The sequence below is a fragment of the Exiguobacterium sp. K1 genome, assembly GCF_033721435.1.
In the GTDB taxonomy this organism is placed as follows: Bacteria; Bacillota; Bacilli; order Exiguobacteriales; family Exiguobacteriaceae; genus Exiguobacterium_A; species Exiguobacterium_A artemiae.
Genome location: NZ_JAOTIT010000005.1, coordinates 192996 through 214512, shown reverse-complemented (window position 1 = coordinate 214512; position 21517 = coordinate 192996). Strand labels below are relative to the sequence as shown.

Here is a 21517-nt window from a genome sequence, read left to right as displayed (position 1 = left end):
TTAACCTTAAAAATTAAAATCAATTTACGTTTATTATGATTCCGAATACTTTGATAGAGGAGCGAATTTGCATTGGATACTGGGACGCATATCGGAATGGGACTTTGCCTCGCCGCCATTTCCACACTTGAACCGGATGTCGCAGCAAGCGCTACGCTGTTTGCGGCTGTTACGACTACGGCGTTGGTCGGTTCCCATGCTCCAGACTTTGATACTGTATTTAAATTTAAAGGCAACAGTGCCTACCTGAGACAGCACCGTGGTAAATCCCACGGTCTGATCGCCTTGATTGCCTGGCCGTTGTTACTGTCGATCGTCATCGGCGCCCTGTTCAGCGTTCCGCCTACTTCATTATGGCTGATGGCACAGATTGCTGTCGCCCTTCATGTCTTCGTCGATCTGTTTAATGCTTACGGCACGCAGGCGCTTCATCCCTTTAAGAAAACCTGGATTGGTTGGGGCGTCATCAATACATTTGACCCTTACCTGTTCACGATGTATTACGGAGCGTTCGGCATTTGGCTGTTGACCCGCGCCACAATTGTCATTTTCCCGATTTTGATTGCGATCGTCATCATCTATTATGCGGTTCAATTTAAGTTGCGTAACGATGCTTTGGCGACGGCCGCCCGTTATTACGGCGGAGCACACAAGCTGTTCATTTCTCCCGGGATGAAATGGGATGAGTGGCATGTCGCAGCACGTCTTCGAAATGAATATGCGGTCGTCAAGATTAATTCCGGAACAGTCGTCGAGTGCGGTAATTTCCGGATCAAAAATGAACCGCATGGGGATGAATTGTATGACATCGTCAAGGAGAACGTGGATCTACAGGCGTTCCTTGAATTTTCAAAAATTCATACGTATACGGTTTCCCGAAAAGACGGAATCGTCGAATACCGGTTCACGAACTTACGTTATTTCACGAAAGAAGTCTATCCGTTCGTCGCGGTCGTCCGGATTGATGCAACGTCACGCCAAATCGTCAGTTCCTATACAGGATGGGTTTTCAGCGAACGGACGTTGCAAAAAAAATTGTTTGTACCTGCATTATAAAAAAAGGACTCGCCATGTTCGGAAAAATTTCTTTTCCGAACCGCGAGTTCTTTTTTCAATTGATTGACTGATCGTCGAGACCAATCATCAAATGCTTGAACTTCTCATTTGTTGTATTAAAACGGTGAAGCATCGGACCATGTTGCTTGATTTGTTGCCGAACGAAACGAACGGCAACCGCCTCACCCTGATATTTTTCCCCAGCCTTTGCAAGCGTCGCTTCGAAATCTTCCCATAAGACTTCGACCCACGTCAAGGCTTCAAGCGGCGTCAAGGTCTCGTTGACTTCTTGTAATTCTTCCGCCAATCCGTTTAGTGCTTCTGTACGATTTTGATCCATCTTCATTCCTCCTCTTCCTGAATCAACGCGAGCGGAATCGCCACTTCGTTGACCGTTCCCTCAAAATGTCCCCAGCCCATCACACCGTTGACGAAATGCAGTTCAAATCGTGTATCTTCTCCATTAATCCGGTAAAAGCGACCCGTCTCAAACCGGCTTGCATCGACAAGATAACTTTGGGCAATCGCAATCTTGCGGATGATCACCTCGACTTCACTCATGTTACCGTGTTGCTCCGCTTTACGTTTTTGCTCATTCAATTTCGTCACGAGCATCTCTAATTCATATTTTGATAACTGACTCATTCGTGTCTCCATAAAAAAACTCCCCCTCTTCGTCATTAGTATATACGAAAAGGAGAAGAAAAATGATGGAGTTAGCTTGATTTCAATTCGAGATTGCGTTTACTTTGCAACGCATACATTTTGGCATAGATTTTTTGTTTTGCGAGTAACTCTTCATGCGTTCCGCGTTCGGCTATGCGTCCATGGTCGAGGACGATGATTTCGTCGGCGTCTTTGATCGTTGACAAGCGGTGGGCAATAATGAAGGTCGTGCGTCCTTTCGTCAACGTCAATAAGGCATCCTGAATCATCGCTTCCGTTTCCGAATCGACGCTCGCCGTCGCTTCATCGAGAACTAAAATGGCTGGATCAAACGCCAAAGCCCGGGCAAAACTGATCAACTGCCGTTCGCCGGCAGACAAGGTCGCGCCTTTTTCGATGACGGGTTCATCCAGACCCTTAGGAAGACGGTCGATGAACCGGTCTGCCCCAACAGCGACGATCGCTTCACGAATCCGTTTTTCGGAAATCGCCGGGTTGCCGAGCGTGATATTCGACCGGATTGTTCCCGTGAATAAAAATGGATCCTGCAGGACGATACCCATATGATCGCGGACCGCCTGTTTCGGCAGTGACGTGACATCCTGTCCATCAATCAGCAATTGACCGGATGATGGATCATAAAAACGCATCAGCAGATTCATGATTGAACTTTTCCCGCTACCCGTATGTCCGACGAGAGCGATTGTCGCTCCGGGACGGGCATCAATTTCGATGTCCTGTAAGACAGGATGACCCGGATCATAGCTGAAACCGACCTGCTTGAACTCCACACGTCCGGCGAAACGGGGTAATCGTCCTTTTCCGACGTCTTCTCCCTTTTCGTCGAGCAGTTGGAACATCCGGTCTGCTGAAACGAGTGCTTGTTGCAACGGCGACAACTGATTCATGATTTGCGTGACCGGTTCAAAGAGACGCGAAACATAGTCGATGTAGGCATATAAAATCCCGAGCGATAAAAATGTTCCGTCGGTCAGACTTTTACCCGCCACGACCCAGATCAATAAGGCCAGCGTCAGGTTTTTCAGAAAATAAGATAAGTTATGCGACATTAAGGCATCGAGTCGCAACAACTTCGAACGGGTTTGATAGTTCTCTTCATTTTTCTGTTCAAATTCCGCCAACACTTCTTTTTCCCGCGCATATGCTTGAATGATCGGCATCGTTTGAATGTTCTCGTTTAACTGACCATTCATATCTGCGACAAGTGACCGGACTTTGAAGTTATTTTCCGTCGCGAGTTTCTGGAACAGCTGAATCCAGAAGTAGACGATCGGAATAATCAGTAGCGAAACAAGTCCGAGGCGGACATCGAGGAAAAACATCGCCACTAAAATTCCGGCCATAGTAATCAATCCCGAAAAGACGCGTGCGAGCACACCCAAGTACAAATCGCGGATTGTTTCCGTATCGTTCGTGACACGACTGACAATCTTTCCGATCGGTGTCTGGTCAAAGTAGCGGACCGGTAACCGTTGTAAATGTGTAAAGACGTCGAGCCGCATCCGTTTGACGATTTTATGCGCCGACCGCTGAAGCAGGATTTGTTGGACCCAGTTCAAACCGGCCGCGATTAACAGCAGGACGATATACAGCAAAGACAGCCAGCCGACCGCTTTTAAGTCAGAGGCATAAAAATCATATACCTGTCCTTGCGTCAGCTTCTTGACGCCCGAATAACGAAACGTTTCTTCCCCACGCGTGACGGTTAACGTTCCACCGGTCACGTTGCGTTCTCCTCCGCTGACGACTTGTTCGGGCACAAAATAATAACCGCTCTTCGATTGAACAACTGAAATCGCTTGAATGACATCGGAAGACGGCACATCCTGCTTCTTCGCAAACTGGCGCCCGTCATACTCGACCCTTCCTCCGTCCTTCACTTCAACCCAATCCTTTTCAATCGCAACAATATGTTCATCGATGATGACTTTCGCAATATATGGTCCGGTCAATTCTGCTCCGACTGCCAGAATCAAGAGAAATAATCCGAGGAAAATTGCTTGTTTTTCATACATCGCATAACGAACAAGTGATCGAATCGTCGTTTTCCGACGAACGGAATCTAATAGATATAATTCTTCTTCCTTCACGTTCGACACCTCCTACCTTACGTTTCTTCACTTTGCCGTTCGAATTGTTCGGCGTACCACCCTTTATGATCCATCAACTGTTCGTGCGTACCCCGTTCTGTCACTTGACCGTCCTGCAAGACAAGAATTTCGTCCGCATGGGCAACGGCAGACAGACGGTGTGCGACAATCAATGTCGTCGCCTGCTCCCGATTGGTTCGAATCGCTTCAATGATATGCGACTCGGTTTTTGCATCGACCGCAGACAACGAATCGTCGAGCAATAATAATTTCGGTTTTTTCAACATTGCCCGGGCAATCGACAGCCGTTGCTTCTGACCGCCGGATAACGTGACACCACGTTCACCGACCAACGTCTCAAGACCTTGATCGAGCATGGTAATGTCCGTTGTGAATGACGCCAGACGAATTGCTTCTTGCAGTTCGGCTTCCGTTGCCGTTCCGGCGCCAAAGAGGATGTTATCCCGCACTGTTTTCGAGAACAAAAGGTGTTCCTGCGAAACATAACCCGTCCATCCCCGGACCGTTTCCAAAGCGACGTCTTCATAGGGAACACCGTTGACTTGCAGCATATGACGGTCAAGTGGATATTCGCGTAAAAATTGGCGAAGCAACGTCGTTTTCCCGGCACCGGTCGGACCGACAATCCCGATTGTCTTTCCTTGTTCGATCGTCACGTTGATTCCGCGCAATGCGGGCTGTTTCGTTCCCGGGTACGTAAACGTCAAATCCGATAAGACAATCGTTTCAGGAGTAGTAATCTCTACGACCGGAGTCGATGAAATCAACGGTTTGACCCGCATCGTCGCCTGAAGACGATCGAGACTCGCTGTTCCGCGCTGGATGACGTTGATCAGCTCTCCGAACGCATACATCGGCCAAATCAACATTCCGAGATAAATATTGAAGGCGACGAGTTGTCCAAGCGTAATATCGTTCGTAAAGACGAGGTACGTCCCGAACGATAGACCGATCAAATAACTGATTCCGACGAGTAATTTAATAATCGGCTCGAACAAGACATCAATTTTTGCGACATGCATGTTTTTATCAAATACATCCGTCGTGACATCATCAAATTTTTTAACATCGATGTCTTCCTGAACGAATGAACGAATGACCCGCAGTCCGGAAATCGACTCCACGACTTGATCATTCATCGTGCCAAAGGCATCCTGTGCTGTCATGAAGCGGCCATGGATCTGACTGCCGAGTTTATTCATCGCGTACGCAAGAATGGGCATCGGCAATAAGGCGGCAAGCGTCAGTTTCCAATCGATCGCTACTCCCATGACGACAAGTGTAATCGCCGTCATATTCAGCGAGTCGACGAGCGTCAGGACACCAAAACCGGCTGTCCGTTCGACCGCTTTCAAATCATTGGTCGCAAGCGCCATTAAATCCCCTGTGCGGTTACGTTGATAAAAGGTCGGGGTTAACTTTAATAAATGCGTAAAAAATTGACTTCGTAATGTCCGTTCGAGTAAAAAGGCTGTTCCGAATAATTTCGCAAGCCATAAATACGTCAGAATAAAGGACATAATGGAAATAAAGGTCAGCCCGACCACATACTGAATCAATGTCGTCCGGTCCATGGATCCGGAACGCAGTCCGTCAATCACCTTTCCGATCAACCATGGTGGTGTCAAGTCGATGAAGCCGGTCACAATCAGCAATAACACGGCAATCAAATATGATTTTTTATGTTCCTTCAGAAACCAGCTGAGTTGGCGAAACAATCGCACGATGGTTCCCCCCTTTGTCGTTCATAATGGTGTTACGTTGTTTCCGAGCACGCAAAAAAGGCAGACGGATTTCCGGAGCAGTCCGAGAATCCATCTGCCTTTCTAAAGACGATGTGAATCGACGATATGGTCTGCGTGCTCGGGGAACGGATTCCCTGTCAATCGCACACTGAAAATAGTGTTTATACGAGTTCGAGAGTCTCCGCCATATTCAGCTGTTTGATAAGTGCGTTTACAATTGGCTGTTTCATTTGACGGTTCCTCCTTTTCTTAATCTGAGCGTAGAATAGCATAATTATCGAACAATTGTCAATTTTGTGTCTAAACTTTTAAAATGAAGCCGAAACTTATATTCCGTCCGCTTCTTCCTGCTTGACCTGTTCGATCACTTCCGACACGAGTGCATACGGAAATCCTTTTCGAACTAACGCCTGTTGCGTTTTCTGCACCCGGGCGAACGGTTCCAGATTCCGGTACTTCGGATAGTATTTCCGCGCTTGGTATAAAGCAGCCGATTCTTCCGTCTCTGCTTCGACTTCTTCAAATACGAGTTGAATCCCCTGTTTTGAAACCTCTGATGAGAATCCGCGTTGCATCAATGTTTGTTGCAGTTTTTGTTTCAGTTCCCGAACCGACCGGCGGGCAAGTTCTTTTTGTTTTTGCCGGAGAAATTTCAATACCTTTTCTAGTTCCTCTTCTTCCGTAAATGATTCCAGCGCTTGATCAATGTACGTTTTGTTCACTTTCAGCGCTTCTAAATCACGCCGGATTTTTCCGGGTCCCTGCGGTGTCGTTGCTTTTTTTGTCGCTGTGTACGCCTCGGCAAACTGTTGATCGTTTAAATATTTTTGGTCGGTCAATCGTTTGATGGCATGCTTGACGGCATGTTCCGGTGTCTCTTTTTCCATCAAGTATGCTTCGACTTCGCTCGTCGCCCGCATTCGGTATGACAAATGATTGAGTGATAAACGGTATGCTTTTTGCTGTTCTTCCGCTGTCAGTACTTCTTTGACGAAATCATCGTCAAGCTCCTTGTCCCGTTGCAGGTTATACTTGATCAAGATATCGGCATCGACGGCAAAGGCATATTCTTCCTTACCTTCGCGTTCAATATAGATATTGAAGCGCTCCGTATTTTTCTTTTGGGTCGAAATCCGTGTGATTTTCAAGTCGGTTCCTCCTTTTTTTATCTTCTCTTGCAACGATAACATGTTGAATCAGGTTTGAGTGAAACAGAGAAACGGGAACATATGTACAAGTATTACTACAGACAGGACGAGAGGATGATTCACGCCATGAAAATCGCGATTACAGGCGGAACCGGAATGATTGGACAGGCACTAACGAAACGATTACTTAACGAAGGCCATCAAATTGTTATTTTAACCCGTTCACCGAAAGCTGCGGCGGGAGCCGTCAGCTACGTTGAATGGTTGACGGATAAAGCAACACCGGAGCAAGAACTGAATGATGTGGATGCCTTCATCCACCTGGCAGGTGCTTCGATCAATGAAGGACGCTGGACAGAAGAGCGTAAACGCGTCATCTTGGAAAGCCGCATCGACTCGACGAAAGAACTCGTCCGGATTGTCAGAGCACTTGATTCCAAACCTGACGTCGTCTTATCAGCTTCTGCCGTTGGAATTTACGGTCAGGACCGCCATCAAACCTTTACGGAAGAAACGGCACTGCCTCCGACTGCCGACTTCCTCAGCCATGTCTGTGTCGCTTGGGAAGAGCTTGCTCAACCGATTGCCGAAAGCGGTGTCCGGCTCGTTCATCCGCGGATTGGGGTCGTCCTCAGTACAGAAGGCGGTGCCTATCCATTAATGCGTTTGCCTTATCAATTATTTGGCGGCGGGACAATGGGCGACGGGAAGCAATGGGTTTCCTGGGTTCATATCGATGACCTCGTCGAACTGTTCCTGTTCGCACTGACGACCGCTTCTGTAGAAGGTCCTCTCAATATTACAGCCCCTCATCCGGAAACGATGCGACGGTTCGGTCAAACGATCGGAAAAGTGTTGCATCGTCCGCACTGGTTACCGGCTCCACGCTTCGCTCTCGAGCTGGCTCTCGGAGAAAAAAGTGTCATCGTTCTCGAAGGCGCCCGTGTTATTCCGAAAAAAGCTCTCGAAAACGGCTACAAGTTTCGGTATGCTGAATTAAAGGATGCACTGCAGAGTCTCGAGCACACAAACTAATACAGGGGTTGAAAAATGTTGGATGTTTTAATACGAAATGCACATATCTTTCCCATCACATCAGATAATTTTTATGGCGATATCCGGATCAAAGACGGAAAGATCCATGAAATCAATGAGTTGCTGGATGCCGAGGAGCACGAACGGGTCATCGAAGCAGAAGGACGTTTCCTGCTTCCCGGCTTCATCGATGCCCATACGCACCTTGGACTGTACGATGAAGGAACCGGAACGGTCGGAAACGATGCCAACGAAACCATTTTTGCGATGACCCCTCACTTGCGGGCCATCGACGGCGTCTATCCGCTCGATGAAGGATTCAAGGAAGCTATCGAACACGGCGTCACAACGGTCCAGGTCATGCCGGGCAGCATGAATATCATCGGCGGTGTCACGAGTGTCATCAAGACACACGGCCGTTTTATCGATGACATGATTTTACGGAAATATGCCGGATTAAAAATTGCGCTTGGAGAAAACCCGAAACGTGTCCATAGTGCCGGTCGTGCCGGTGAACTGACACGTATGGGCATCATGGGTATGTTGCGGGAAGCATTTCTTGAAGTCAAGATGCAACGGACAGCTGATACCTTTGCCCACCGGATGATTGAACGGGTTCTCAAAAAAGAGATGCCGCTTCGTGTCCACGCTCACCGGGCCGATGACATTTTATCGGCGATTCGTTTTGCCGAAGAGTTTGAGCTGGATGTCCGGATCGAACATTGTACAGAAGGTCATCTCGTGGCCAAAGAACTGCAACAATTACCGATTGAACACGTTACAGTCGGTCCGACCTTTACACGAAAGTCAAAAATTGAACTGAAGAACAAGACCTGGGAAACATATCGTGTTCTTCATGAACACGGTCTTGAAGTGTCGATTACGACCGATCATCCGTATACACCTGTTCAGTATTTAAATTTATGCGCCGGTCTTGCTGCGCGTGAAGGACTGCCGGTCGACATCGCGCTTCGCGCCATCACCATCAATCCGGCCCGTTCGATCGGCGTCGCGGACCGCGTCGGCTCGATTGAAGTCGGCAAAGATGCCGATCTCGTTCTTTGGAGTCACTTCCCGCTCGATTATCTCGCGAAGCCTTTGATGACGATGATTGATGGAAAAGTGATTTTTGAACATACTCATCTGACATCCATGTCTTAAAAAAAAACCTATGATTTTAACGGAAAATCGTTGGAAATCATAGGCTTTTTTTATTATGAAAATGAGGCTTTTTCATTTGCAAGAAATGCCTTATTTTCGTATGTTTTTTCACAAAAATTATTTACTTGCTTTTTTAAAAAAAGAAGGTAATATTATCTTATCCGACAACTGAAGAAGGCATACCATGCGCGGTTCAAACGAGTCAGACAGGTAGCTTTCGACAATCATTCTAGCGGTCTTAAGAAGGAGGAATGGAAGTATGCTCAAGCAACGGGAGCTGAGCGACTGCGCTGATTTGTTCGAACTGATGCAGCATCAAGACGTATATCCGTACGTCCGCCAAAAAACACGGTACTTTGATGAATTTCTGTTTACTACAAAGCAGGCAATCGAAGAGGAAGAACGCGGTGAGCTCGTCTCACGCACGATCCTAGACGAATTTGACCAACCAATCGGTACAATCAGTTTACTCGATATCGAAGGACAGTATGGGTTTCTCGGTACATGGTTAGGTAAACCGTATCATGGGAAAGGTTATAACAATCTTGCAAAAGAAGCATTTTTTGCAGAACTATTTTTTGACCTTGATTTCGAAAGTGTCTTCATGAAGATCCGCAAGACTAACATCCGTTCACAAAAAGCAGCGGAAAAACTGCCTTATGCTTTTTGCGCCGATGCATTACGACCGGCATTACTGGAACAGCTGAATACCGGAGAAACTCAATTTACACTCTACGAAGTCTCCAAATCAAGTTTTCAAATGTATATCCACGGCCGCGAATTCGAAACGGTCTACGAACAACAACTCGAAGCATGAGAGGCACCTGCCTCTTGTGCTTTTTTGTTCGTACTTTTGATGCGGATCGAAAGCTTCAAATGGTATGATAATAAGGAAAATTCACCTGTCGGAAGAAGCCATCCCTTCTTCCCATATGAAATGGAGTGATCAACTGATGCCAGAACAATCCTTTAAAATACTTGTCGTAGATGACGAAGCACAAATGCGTGATCTGCTTGTCTCAAATCTTCAAAAAGAAAACTATCAGACGACGACGGCTTCGAACGGTCAAGAAGCACTTGATTTAATGCAACGTGATGCCTTCCATCTCGTTTTGCTGGATGTCATGATGCCGGAAATGGACGGTTTGACGGCTTGCATGCGAATCCGTGAATTCTCGAACGTCCCGATCATCATGCTGACGGCCCGTTCGGACGAACTCGACCGGATTCACGGTCTGAAAATTGGGGCCGATGACTACATCACGAAACCGTTCAGCCCTCGTGAACTGTTGGCCCGCATCGAAGCGACGTTGCGACGTTCCCATCGTTTTACGGTCGATCAATCGGCGACGTTGACGATCGGCAAACTGGAGCTTGATACAGAAAGCCGCAGTGTCCACGTCAGCGGAAAACCAATCAGTTTAACGCGGAAGGAATTTGACTTACTTCATTTGTTTGTCCAAAACAACGATAAAGTCTTTTCACGCGAACAGTTGCTCGATCAAATTTGGGGCGCCGACTACATCGGAAATCTGCGGACTGTCGATACCCACATCAAAACACTTCGTCTGAAACTCGGTGAAGCCGGCGGCTCGATCCAAACGGTCTGGGGCATCGGATATAAATTCGAGGAAGTATGATTAAGCGGTATACCATTCGCCGCCGGATTTGGATTACGATTTGGTTCACAAGCGTTTTTTCTGCCGTTTTGTTCGTATTATTGACATTTTATCTGTACGATCGGTTTTACCTTCAAACGCAGGAAGATCTATTGCTCAATCGGGGCGAAAAATTGATTAACATTTATGAATCAGAAGGACTATCCGGTGCGTTTTATGACGGGATGACGTATACAAATGAATTAACGGAATCCAAAGTCTTTTTCATCGACTTTCTGAAGAAAAATCCGGCCGGCCTCCGGTTCTTGACGAATGCGGATATTGAACAGTTACGCAATGGTGAAACCGTCGTTTCCAGTCGAACACATCCGATTGAAGGAACGGACATCCTGATGACCGGTTTTCCCATCATTGAAAACAACCGGCTCGTCGGGACGTTGATTCTCTATTTGGAGCTCGGTCAAATCAGTGAACCGTTCCGACCGCTTCGCCTGATGATTTTCTTCATGATTGGTCTGATCGTGTTGAATCTCGTCATTTTCGGTCGGCAGATCATTGATACGATCATCCGTCCGCTGATTGACATGAAACGGGCCTCAACCGTCTACGCCCAAGGAGATTTTGCCTATCGAATTCCGATTCAATCCGATGATGAAATCGGCGAATTGGCCGAAACCCTGAATAAGATGGCAGAATCCCTCGGTGAAGTGGATGAACAACGTAAGGAATTTTTGGCGAACGTCAGTCATGAATTGCGGACGCCCCTGTCCTATATCCGGGGATATACGGAAATGATGCAGGATAAAGCACTCGATGAAAAAACACGCGATCAATATTACCAGATCATCGAACGCGAAACGGAACGGTTGCAACGTCTCGTCAATGATCTGCTCGATCTTGCCCAGTTGGAACGGGATTCCTACCCGATGACCAAACAACCGCTTGTCTTCAGCCAGGTTTTAGAAGATGTCGTTTACCGGATGGAACCGATTGCGAAGGCGAAAGGTGTATCCATCGTCACCGACTTTGATCCAGGTCAAATCGTTCTCGGTGACAATGACCGGCTTGAGCAAGTCATCGGAAATCTGTTGGACAATGCCTTACGTTACACACCTGCCTCGAAACATATCTATCTGTCGACAAAAACAGACGGCGATCAGACGATTTGCTCGATTCGGGACGAAGGAGAAGGCATCCCTCCCGAGCATTTGGAACGGTTAACGAAACGGTTTTACCGTGTTGATAAATCCCGGACACGAAAAGACGGCGGAACAGGTCTCGGTCTTGCCATCACGAAACACATCATTGACCGGCACGACGGAACCATTTCCTTCGAATCTGTTCTCGGTCAGGGAACAACCGTCCTGATCACGTTACCGTTGTTACCGGACGATGACGATGGATTTTCCTAATGTCATTTCGTAAGTCCGAAAACGATGTTGACTTGATGTGTTAAAGGTTGAAAGGAAGTTTTACTATCGAAGCCGTACTCCTTGATTGGTTGCAACGAGCAGAAATGTTTGCTGTACCAATCAGTCTTTTAGTCAGTGTAATCATCAGCCTGTTCGGTGTTTTGCCGAGCGCCTTCGTCACGGCAGCCAATCTACTGTATTTCGGTTTTTGGCAAGGTTTGATGCTGTCGTTTCTTGGCGAAGCCCTCGGTGCCGGAGTTGCCTTTTACGTGTATCGTTACGGTATCCGGCGGGTCGAACCGTTGATTCAATCCCCGTTCATCTTGAAGTGGCTTGAAAAACTGACGGCGCAAACCGGTTGGGATGCCTTTTGGACAATCATCTTTTTGCGGCTGTTGCCGTTTGCTCCTTCCGGACTCGTCACGTTTTTAAGTGCGACAAGCCGCGTCTCACCGATGATTTTTTTAACTGCCAGTACCATCGGGAAAATACCGGCACTTGTCATCGAAGCCTTTGCCGTCAACGAATTGATTGAACAGAATTCGATGATTCCTTGGTTGATTGCCGGATTGTTTGCGGTGTTCTACCTGATGTATCTTTATAAAAAACGGTTGCATCGATCGAGGGATATCGATTGATGCAACCGTTTTCTTCGTATAGTGTAGAGAAGTAAACAAAGGAGGAACACAGCATGGAATTACGTTCATTTGGCAACACTGATATCCAAGTCTCCCCTCTCGGATTTGGTGCCGGTCATATCGGTTCCGATGATTTATCCGATCAGCAAGCAAGCTATATCCTCCATCAAGCGTTGGATGCAGGTATCCGTCTATTTGATACCGCTCGCGGCTACGGCTTATCCGAAAAGCGGCTCGGTCACTTTTTAAAACAGCGTCGCCACGATGTCGTGCTGTCGACGAAGGTGGGATATGATGTCCCGCGCACGGAGGATTGGACGTTCCAAGCTGTCGCCGGCGGGATTGACCAGGCTCTTTTGACGATGCAGACAGACTTTATTGATATCGTTCATCTACATTCCTGTAGTAAGGAAATACTGGCTCAAGATGACGTCATCGAGGCACTCGAACGAGCAAAACAGGCCGGAAAAGTCCGCCTGATCGCGTATTCCGGTGACCGGGAAGACTTAGACTACGCCATCACGACAGGACGATTCGACAGTTTTCAAACGTCTGTTAATTTGTACGATCAGCGGGCATTGATGGATTCGATTCCACTGATTCATCAGCAACAGAAAGGTATCATCGCCAAACGTCCGATTGCCAATGCGCCATGGCGGTTTGAGTCCAGACCGGTCGGACAATATGTCGAACCTTACTGGGAACGGGCACAGCAGCTCGATTTCCCGCTTGAAGAAGCTTCTTGGCTTGAAACCGCACTCCGGTTTACCGTTTTTGAACCCGGTGTCACAAGTGCCATCATCGGAACAGCAAATTCGGAGCATCTGGTCCAAAATATCCGCTTGTTGGAAAAAGGACCTTTACCGCCAGAACGGGTCGCTGATCTTAAACGACGTTTTCAGGAACAGGATGAAAATTGGCTACAACAAACTTAAAAAGATCGCGAGACAAAACAAAAAGGAAAACGGCGACTCAGCCGTTTTCCTTTTTGTCATAGAGATCGGTTCTCCTAACCGTTCGATCCGTTTAAAACTTTTTCTTTTTCTTTTTTTCCAATACGACGATGGCTTCGACATGTGCCGTTTGAGGGAACATATCGTACGGCTGGATATAGCTGACTTTGTAGCCAGCTTTCATCAGATGATCGCAGTCGCGTGCCAAAGTTTGCGGATTACATGAAACGTAAATGATTTTTTTCGCTTTTGACGAAATCATTGCGTTTAATAGTTGTGTATCACACCCTGAACGAGGTGGGTCGACGATGAAGACGTCCGGAATCCACCCTTCTTTCACCCAACGCGGAATCCAGGTTTCTGCTTTTCCGACCACGTACTGGGCATGGTTAAATCCGTATTGCTTCATGTGTGCCGTTGCATCTTCGACGGCTTCCTCGACGATTTCCATACCGCGGACTTCTTTTGCACCGTTCGCAATCCAAAGACCAATCGACCCGACACCTGCATAGGCATCGACGACACGTTCTTCGCCCGTCAAGGCTGCCGCTTTGACGATTTCACCGTACATCCGCTCGGCTTGTTCCGGATTCAACTGGAAGAAGGCACGCGGTGACAATTGATACGTGAACTCGCCCATCTGTTCCTCGATTCGTTCCACACCGCGTAAAATTTCCGTTTGTTCTCCAAACACGCGTGATGTCATCTTATCGTTAATATTGAGTGCAACGGAAATGACGCCGGGAATATCATAAATATCGCGTGATAAGCCTTCGAGATCCTTAAAACCATCTTTAAAGGCAACCAGCACGACTTGAATTTCTCCCGTCTTGATGCCGGTCCGAACGACGATATTCCGGATGACGCCGTCTTGTTTCGCTGAATTATAGACCGGTACATTGTAGTCATTTAAAATCTTCGTCACGGCTTTGTTGACGCGCAACGTCTCTTTGTTCTGGACGATACACTCGTCGATTGCCACCAGACGGTTCGAGTTTGCTGAATACAATCCGCTGACGATTTGTGTGCCTTCTTTTCCGACCGCAAATTGTGACTTATTCCGATATTCCCATTCCGTCGTGCCAATCGTCGGACGGATGTCTGATTTCTCAACATTCAACTTCGTTGATTTCGTAAAGGCATTCCGGACCATATCTTCCTTATAACGGAGTTGTCCTTCATAACTCATATGTTGCAGCTGACATCCGCCGCACTGGCTGTAGATCGGGCATAACGGCGTCACACGGTCCGGTGAACGGACATCACGTTTTAAGATTTTTGCATTCGCAAAATTATTATGGATTTCCGTAATCTCAATTTGAGCAGTTTCTCCGACCAGCAAACCTGGAATGAAGACAATTTGTCTTTCGAGTGTCGCGATTCCTTCTCCGTTGATTCCCATACGTAGGCAGGTTACGGAACGAACTTCGCCTACCTGTAATTTAATTTTATTTGTCATCTGATTCATCCTTTCCATGATCCAAATCAAAAAGCGGTCATTTCGAACCGCTTTCTGATTCCTCATGTTCCTTCATGTCTTTTGCATAACGAAGCACCTTGGCTTTCAACTGATCCAAGGAGACGGCTAAACGTTCCAAATCCTCAATATCTGATGTTTCATCCAATGAATCGATCGTATGGCATAAAAGCTGCATTCTTGATTTTAGCACATTCATCTGTCCAAGTTTATCAGTTCTTGCTTTTCCCATTATTCTGACTTCCTTTCTTGTTCTTTATTCCTGTGTACATTTAGCATACGATACGTAGTGGAACTTTAAAAAGGAGGAACATGCACCATGTCATTAAAATCACCCATCACCATCCAAAATGATCCGTGGGAAGCCTATCGAGATATCGAACAGTACGGGAAAGCCCGACTGACGAATATCGAAGTCACGACGACGACCCTTTGCAACATGCGTTGTGAACACTGTGCCGTCGGCTATATGTTGTCGAACAGCGAAACACCCGCTATCCCGGTCGAACTGCTCATCAAGCGATTGGATGAGATTGAACACCTGCGTGCCTTTTCCATTACAGGCGGCGAACCGATGCTGTCGATGAAATCGGTCCGGGAATATGTTGTGCCTTTACTTAAGTATGCCCACGAACGGGGAGCTAAAACCCAAATCAATTCAAATTTAACACTTCCCCTTTCCCGGTATGAGCTGATCATCCCGTATCTTGACGTCTTACATATTTCTCATAACTGGGGAACCGCAGACGATTTCATTGATGGCGGATTTGCGATGATGGAACGGAAACCGTCGCGTGAAGCCCGGACGAAACTGTTTGAACAGATGAAAGAAAATGCCCGGATTCTAAATGCGCGCGGAGTACTCGTTTCTGCCGAGACGATGATTAACAAACGGACACTGCCACACCTCGAAGCCATCCACCAGGAAATCGTCGAAATGGGATGCGTCAGGCATGAAGTGCATCCTATGTACCCCGCCGATTTCGCCTCGATGATTGAAGCCGCCAGTCTGGATGAAATCCGTGACGGCATCCATCGTCTGCTTGATGTCCGGGATCCGGACGTCTGGATGCTGTTCGGGACACTGCCGTTTTATGCCTGCTCGATGAAAGAAGAAGATTTAGCGCTCCACCGCCGCCTGCGCCGGGAACCAAATGTTTCCGTCCGAAATGATCCTGACGGTCGTTCACGTCTGAACGTCAATATCTTTGACGGTGAAATCATCGTGACGGATTTCGGCGACGAACTCGCTTCACTCGGAACGATTCATGACACATCATTTAACGAAGCTTATGCGATGTGGCAACAAACAGAACTCAATCAGAGTTTATCCTGTCACTGTCCTGCCGTTCAGTGCCTCGGTCCAAATGCACTCGTCAAAAATGCCTATTATCCGGAAGTCGATTTCCTGAAACAATCCAGTCGCCTGTAAGCAGGTTTGAGTCTCTTTTAAAACGGGAAAAGTTTGTCACAAAGTCGCCACACTTTCCTTGTTCGAAGGGGGTTTCAAAATGGAATGGCTTGTTGGAATCGTTGCAATTATCGGGATGTTCAGTATGGTACTTGGAATCATGATGATCGGGATTCGGGCGTCTCACAGTATCGAACACGACGAAGTGTTTGACCAAACGGACTGGGACGAGCACCTTTTACACATGCCCCGCCCGACACGCTTTGAACAAAATAAACCATAACAGTGTGACATGCCCCGGTGTACAATCGTACAGCCGGGGCATGTTATGCTTAAACAAAAAAAGGAAAGGCAGTTGTTTGTTTTGTCACGTCGTTTTGCTCTGATTCTTTCGATTGTATTTATTTCTGGTTTTACCCAAGGGTTACTCATCCCTCTTCTTTCCATTTTGCTTGAACGTCAGGGAACACCTGCTTACATAAACGGACTGAGTGCTGCTGTACTGTATGTCGGTGTCATCGTCGCAGCGCCTTTAATGGAAAAGCCGTTACGCCGCCACGGGTATGTTCCTGTCATCTCGTTCGGGCTTATCTTAGTGGCTGTTGCCGTCTTTGCTTTTCCGCTCATCCCAAGCGTTCTCGCTTGGATGGTGTTACGATTTGCAGTCGGCTTCGGGGATCAAACCCTCCATTACGGTTCTCAAGTATGGGTCACATCGATTACACCCAATCATAAACTCGGCCGGACGATGTCTCTGTACGGTATGGCCTTTGGTCTCGGTTTCGCTCTTGGTCCACTCGCAGCGCCGCTTGTCGACTGGATCAGTTGGCTGCCGTTCGTTCTGACGGGAACATTAACCGTTCTCGTTTTGATTGCTTTAAGACGGTTACCGAATGAAAAACCGTCTGATATCATGCCAGAAGAACTTCAGTCCGCCGCTTCCCGTTACCGTCTTGTTCTGACGAGCGCTTGGTTTACGTTGTTGCCCGGCTTCACCTATGGTTTTTTGGAAGCAACATTAAATGCCAGCTTCCCGGTCTTCGCAACACGAAACGGTTATGAATTATCTCAGACAAGCAGTCTAATTACGACATTTGTCGTCAGCTCTTTATTGATGCAATTACCCCTCGGACGTCTCGCTGATCATTTCGGAAAACGACGGACGCTGATTACCGTCCTCAGTATCGGAGCGTTTGCGTTTTTGGCAGCCTGTTTTTTCTTTCAAAGTTACGGAGCATTATTTATGATTTTTGCTGTCAGCGGTATGGCACTCGGCTCGACTTATTCGCTCGGCGTCGCTTACATGACGGAACAGTTACCCAGTCATCTGTTGCCGACCGGTAACCTGCTTGCCGGGATTTCCTTTAGTCTCGGTTCGATTCTCGGACCGATTTCCGGTAGTTTGTTCGTCATGTTACCGCCGGGATTCTACTTTATTTTGTTCGTCCTCGTTCTCGCGACACTCGCCTGTCTTCTTTTTCAGTCAAAGACTCCCCGCTCGTCGTAAACAAACAAAGACGATCGTCCCATGCGGAACGACCGTCTTTTTATTTCACGATTCCTTCTTGCCGAAAACTGCGCCAGAGCTTATCGTCGATTGCATACGGTTGTTCTTTTGCCCGTTTTAATTCTTCCGTTTCCAGCAAGACGACGACCTCTCGACCGTTGATTGACCAAACGGAGTCGTATCCTCTTTCCGCCTCAACGATTTCCACACCGACATCTCCATGCGTCTCCTTTAATTGTTGACTGACACAAGTGACGACAAACCGGGCAAACTCATCCCGCGGACGACGGTTGGCAATGATCTTTCGAACGATCTCATTCCGTTCCACTTCTCTCATCTCCTCTCGTTTTTTAGTTGCACTAGCCTTTGCAGCAAGGCCGAATCGGTGGTTTTATGACCGTACAGAAAAAGCCGAACGAGTCGGCTTAGCAACGAACGATTAAAAATAACAGATTGATTGAGACTATTTTTGCACGATTCAGAATCTTCGTCAACTACGCTTTTGAAACCAAATCGGTAGATAGGTCGAGACCAAAATACCGGCGACCACAAATACTAATCCAAGGAGTGCCTGGGGTGGAATCGATTCACCGAGAATGAGTGCGGATAACGTCACACCATAAATCGGTACAAAAAACATGAACAATGACACCCGGCTGACCGGATTGTATTTCATCAAGAGATTCCACAATGTAAATCCCGTCGCTGACAAGAATGCTAAATAGATCAGCATCCAGACGGTCGTACTGGTGAAGTTAAACGGGAACCAGTCTCCATTCAGGACCGCTCCGACGGTGAATAAGCCGATTGATCCAATGACCATGGCCCAACCTGTCATCGGTGCGACCGGATAACTGGCTGAATATTCCTTGGCGATCAAATTTCCAAATGCCCCGGAAATCATCGCTAAAATCAACAGGATTTCTCCAGCACCAAACGAGACACCGGCAGACCCTTGCGGCCAGTTCGCTAAAATAACGCCTGTAAATCCTAAAAATAAAGCGAGTCCCTTGAATCGATTTAACCGGTCGTCTTCATACCGGAAATGAGCAAGCAACATTTGAAAGAAGGAAGTCGATCCGGCAATGATTGATCCTTGCACGCCTGTTGATAAGGAGAGCCCGATGTAAAAAAACACATACTGGAGAAACGTCAAGAAGAAACCAAGCCGGCTATAAGCGAGTGTCCGCTTTTTCAACGTAATCGGCTGTTTAAATATCAGGACGCTGACAATTAATAATAAGACACCGGCGAGGAAAAAACGGTAACTGGCAAACAACAGCTGTTCTCCATATTCGGTTGAGGTGATGGAAAGTAAAGCATAACTTTTTTTAATGAAGGGAAATGCACTTCCCCAAAGGAATGTCGTCACTAAAGCGAGCACAACCATACCAAATCGATCGGTCAATATTTTTTTCATTTTTACTGATTCCTTTCCTGTTCCTTTTGACATAGACATGGTATAGTAGTTTTACAGATAATAATTATTATAATCTAGCGACAATGAAACTCATTATCATTGATGAGAAAACGTTGGTAATTAACATTCTCATTGTTTTAACATAATGATTTCTTTTCTCATTTAGACTTGAAAGGAGTTTTCCCATATGACTACCTCTACTACTACTGATGTCCATCAGCGTTCCGCTCTCCGCCATGCTTGGGAGGAACATCACGAATTGATTTTAGCACTCTTTAGTGGAATATTGATTTTAATTGCCTACACACTCGAGAAGCTCAACATTCCGGCTACCGGTTATGTCACGCTTTATCTCTCCGCTTATTTGATCGGCGGTTATGCGAAAGCAAAAGAAGGTTTAACCGAAACGTATCATGATAAAACCTTAAACGTAGAATTGTTGATGATCTTGGCTGCCATCGGTGCAGCGGCGATCGGTTACTGGATGGAAGGTGCTATCTTGATTTTCATCTTTGCTTTATCCGGTGCCCTTGAAACCTATACGATGAATAAAAACGAACGGGCATTACAAAGTTTGATGTCCCTGCAACCGGAAGAAGCTACTCGTTTAAACGCTGACGGTAAGCTTGAAGTTGTCGGCCTTGAGCAATTGATTGTCGGCGAACTGGTCTATGTCCGACCGGGCGAACGCATCCCTGTCGATGGAACGATCATCCGCGGTCAAGCCGCCATTGAGGAAGCCTCGATTACAGGCGAATCGATTCCTGTCGAGAAACATGTCGGGGATACCGTCTACAATTCAACCGTCAATATGAACGGTGTTTTGACGATTGAGATGACAAAAGCTGCAGACGAGTCGTTGTTCCAAAAAATCATTCATATGGTTCAAAACGCTCAAAGCGAGCAATCACCCTCTGCACAATTCATTGAACGGTTCGAAAGCCGTTATGTCAAAATCGTCTTACTCGTCGTTGCTTTGATGATGGTCGTTCCCCACTACTTAATTGGTTGGACATTTGAAACGAGCATTTACCGGGCTATGATTTTGCTTGTCGTCGCTTCTCCTTGTGCTTTGGTCGCTTCGATTACACCAGCTGCTTTGGCAGCAATCGCTGCCTCTGCCCGAAACGGTGTTTTATTTAAAGGTGGTGCACACATCGAGACACTCGGACAAGTCGATACGATCGTCTTTGATAAAACCGGAACATTAACGACCGGAAAACCTGTCGTCACGGAAAGCCATTATGCTGACGGAGTGGATGCATTCGCCGTCAAACAAGCGGTCGCGTCCATCGAAGCACAATCGAATCATCCGCTCGCACAAGCGATTGTCACGCATTTAAAAACGGATATCATCGACCCATCCACTTTTAAGGATGTGACCGGCTACGGAATCGAAGCCACGGTTTCCGGTCAGACATACCGGATCGGAAAATATGCGTTCCACGAAGGATTAATTGATCCTTTCCTATCGATGGAGCAAACCTTAAAAGAACAAGGGAATACGATGGTTTATGTCAGCAACGGACAATCAATCATTGCGCTTTACGCATTACGGGACACGATTCGTCCTGAAGCTAAAACAGCCATCACCTCTTTAAATGCTCTCGGTATCACAACAATCATGTTGACCGGGGATAACCCGGTGACTGCCGCTGCGATTGCGAAAGAAGCAGGTCTGACGGATTATGTAGCGGAATGTCTTCCTGAAGACAAAGTCCGTTATATCAAGCAGTATCAGACTGAAGGAAAAACCGTTGCGATGGTTGGAGACGGAATTAACGATGCTCCCGCCCTTGCCTTGGCTCACGTCGGGATTGCAATGGGTGAAGGAACCGATGCTGCTCTTGAGACAGCCGATGTCGTTTTGATGAAAAACGATTTAGGACGCCTCGCTTACGCTGTCAACAAAGCGCGTAAAATGAATCGTGTCGTCAAACAAAATATCACGCTCGCCATCGGCGTCATCCTGTTGTTAATCATTTCGAACTTGTCACAGTTCCTGATCATGCCGTTTGCAGTAGTCGGTCATGAAGGTTCTACAATCCTCGTCATTTTGAACGGATTACGCCTGCTCCAAAAAGATACGCCGTCTCAGAAAATTCACGCTCCGCTTTCAAAACAAGCGGCAGCTTAA

General features: G+C 47.0%; 21 protein-coding genes. 12 read left to right on the top strand and 9 right to left on the bottom strand.

The window, feature by feature from the left end; translation table 11 throughout:
- Positions 1–72: 72 nt before the first annotated feature.
- Entirely contained in the window at positions 73–1056 is a 984-nt protein-coding gene (locus tag N7U64_RS12110; protein WP_318929915.1) for a metal-dependent hydrolase, read from the top strand.
- A gap of 55 nt (positions 1057–1111) precedes the next feature.
- On the opposite strand, the gene N7U64_RS12105 is transcribed toward N7U64_RS12110, so the two are convergent.
- The 5 genes from N7U64_RS12105 to N7U64_RS12085 form a co-directional block, all read right to left on the bottom strand.
- Positions 1112–1396, bottom strand: coding sequence for a YfhJ family protein (locus tag N7U64_RS12105; protein WP_318929914.1), 285 nt, complete (start codon positions 1394–1396; stop codon positions 1112–1114).
- 2 nt (positions 1397–1398) lie between these two features.
- A complete protein-coding gene (locus N7U64_RS12100; protein ID WP_290829854.1) occupies positions 1399–1713 on the bottom strand; it encodes a DUF1811 family protein in 315 nt (104 codons plus the stop codon).
- A gap of 59 nt (positions 1714–1772) precedes the next feature.
- The gene (locus N7U64_RS12095; protein WP_318929913.1) at positions 1773–3833 is read right to left on the bottom strand and encodes an ABC transporter ATP-binding protein; all 2061 of its coding nucleotides are present in this window, start codon (positions 3831–3833) and stop codon (positions 1773–1775) included.
- Positions 3834–3850: 17 nt separating this feature from the next.
- Positions 3851–5578 (bottom strand): ABC transporter ATP-binding protein, encoded by a 1728-nt coding sequence (locus N7U64_RS12090; RefSeq protein ID WP_318929912.1) that lies wholly within the window; start codon positions 5576–5578, stop codon positions 3851–3853.
- Between the two features lie 347 nt (positions 5579–5925).
- Complete coding sequence (locus N7U64_RS12085) at positions 5926–6747, bottom strand: RecX family transcriptional regulator (protein WP_318092146.1); 822 nt, start codon at positions 6745–6747, stop codon at positions 5926–5928.
- Between the two features lie 126 nt (positions 6748–6873).
- Between N7U64_RS12085 and N7U64_RS12080 the strand changes: the two genes are divergently transcribed.
- From N7U64_RS12080 to N7U64_RS12050, 7 genes are all read left to right on the top strand, one after another.
- Positions 6874–7782 carry a TIGR01777 family oxidoreductase gene (locus tag N7U64_RS12080; protein WP_318929911.1) on the top strand — a complete coding sequence of 303 codons (909 nt, stop codon included), beginning with the start codon at positions 6874–6876 and terminating at the stop codon, positions 7780–7782.
- Between the two features lie 15 nt (positions 7783–7797).
- Positions 7798–8943 (top strand): amidohydrolase, encoded by a 1146-nt coding sequence (locus tag N7U64_RS12075; protein ID WP_290829845.1) that lies wholly within the window; start codon positions 7798–7800, stop codon positions 8941–8943.
- 259 nt (positions 8944–9202) lie between these two features.
- Positions 9203–9760: a GNAT family N-acetyltransferase gene (locus N7U64_RS12070; protein WP_012369550.1), complete on the top strand. Its 558-nt coding sequence runs from the start codon at positions 9203–9205 to the stop codon at positions 9758–9760.
- A 136-nt stretch (positions 9761–9896) separates the two neighbouring features.
- Complete coding sequence (locus N7U64_RS12065; RefSeq protein ID WP_012369549.1) at positions 9897–10583, top strand: response regulator transcription factor; 687 nt, start codon at positions 9897–9899, stop codon at positions 10581–10583.
- A complete protein-coding gene (locus N7U64_RS12060; protein ID WP_318929910.1) occupies positions 10580–11974 on the top strand; it encodes a sensor histidine kinase in 1395 nt (464 codons plus the stop codon). Before N7U64_RS12065 ends, N7U64_RS12060 begins: the two co-directional genes overlap by 4 nt.
- Before the next feature lie 47 nt (positions 11975–12021).
- Positions 12022–12612, top strand: a complete 591-nt coding sequence (locus tag N7U64_RS12055; protein WP_318929909.1) for a VTT domain-containing protein — start codon at positions 12022–12024, stop codon at positions 12610–12612.
- 53 nt (positions 12613–12665) lie between these two features.
- Positions 12666–13547 carry an aldo/keto reductase gene (locus N7U64_RS12050; protein WP_318929908.1) on the top strand — a complete coding sequence of 294 codons (882 nt, stop codon included), beginning with the start codon at positions 12666–12668 and terminating at the stop codon, positions 13545–13547.
- 91 nt (positions 13548–13638) lie between these two features.
- Here N7U64_RS12050 and rlmD read toward each other — a convergent pair whose 3' ends face one another.
- Together rlmD and N7U64_RS12040 are read right to left on the bottom strand one after the other, a co-directional pair.
- Positions 13639–15024, bottom strand: coding sequence for a 23S rRNA (uracil(1939)-C(5))-methyltransferase RlmD (rlmD, locus tag N7U64_RS12045; protein WP_318929907.1), 1386 nt, complete (start codon positions 15022–15024; stop codon positions 13639–13641).
- A 37-nt stretch (positions 15025–15061) separates the two neighbouring features.
- Entirely contained in the window at positions 15062–15274 is a 213-nt protein-coding gene (locus tag N7U64_RS12040) for an SE1561 family protein (RefSeq protein WP_012369544.1), read from the bottom strand.
- 87 nt (positions 15275–15361) lie between these two features.
- Between N7U64_RS12040 and yfkAB the strand changes: the two genes are divergently transcribed.
- From yfkAB to N7U64_RS12025, 3 genes are all read left to right on the top strand, one after another.
- Positions 15362–16474 (top strand): radical SAM/CxCxxxxC motif protein YfkAB, encoded by a 1113-nt coding sequence (gene yfkAB / locus N7U64_RS12035; RefSeq protein WP_318929906.1) that lies wholly within the window; start codon positions 15362–15364, stop codon positions 16472–16474.
- Positions 16475–16553: 79 nt separating this feature from the next.
- Positions 16554–16736, top strand: coding sequence for a hypothetical protein (locus N7U64_RS12030; RefSeq protein WP_012369542.1), 183 nt, complete (start codon positions 16554–16556; stop codon positions 16734–16736).
- A gap of 45 nt (positions 16737–16781) precedes the next feature.
- Positions 16782–17960, top strand: coding sequence for an MFS transporter (locus N7U64_RS12025; RefSeq protein ID WP_318929905.1), 1179 nt, complete (start codon positions 16782–16784; stop codon positions 17958–17960).
- A gap of 40 nt (positions 17961–18000) precedes the next feature.
- Here the strand turns inward: N7U64_RS12025 and N7U64_RS12020 are convergent, their stop codons facing one another.
- A complete protein-coding gene (locus N7U64_RS12020; RefSeq protein WP_318929904.1) occupies positions 18001–18297 on the bottom strand; it encodes a hypothetical protein in 297 nt (98 codons plus the stop codon).
- A gap of 153 nt (positions 18298–18450) precedes the next feature.
- Positions 18451–19380, bottom strand: a complete 930-nt coding sequence (locus N7U64_RS12015; RefSeq protein WP_318929903.1) for a DMT family transporter — start codon at positions 19378–19380, stop codon at positions 18451–18453.
- Positions 19381–19567: 187 nt separating this feature from the next.
- Here N7U64_RS12015 and N7U64_RS12010 point away from each other — a divergent pair, with 187 nt between their 5' ends.
- Positions 19568–21517: a heavy metal translocating P-type ATPase gene (locus N7U64_RS12010; protein ID WP_012369538.1), complete on the top strand. Its 1950-nt coding sequence runs from the start codon at positions 19568–19570 to the stop codon at positions 21515–21517.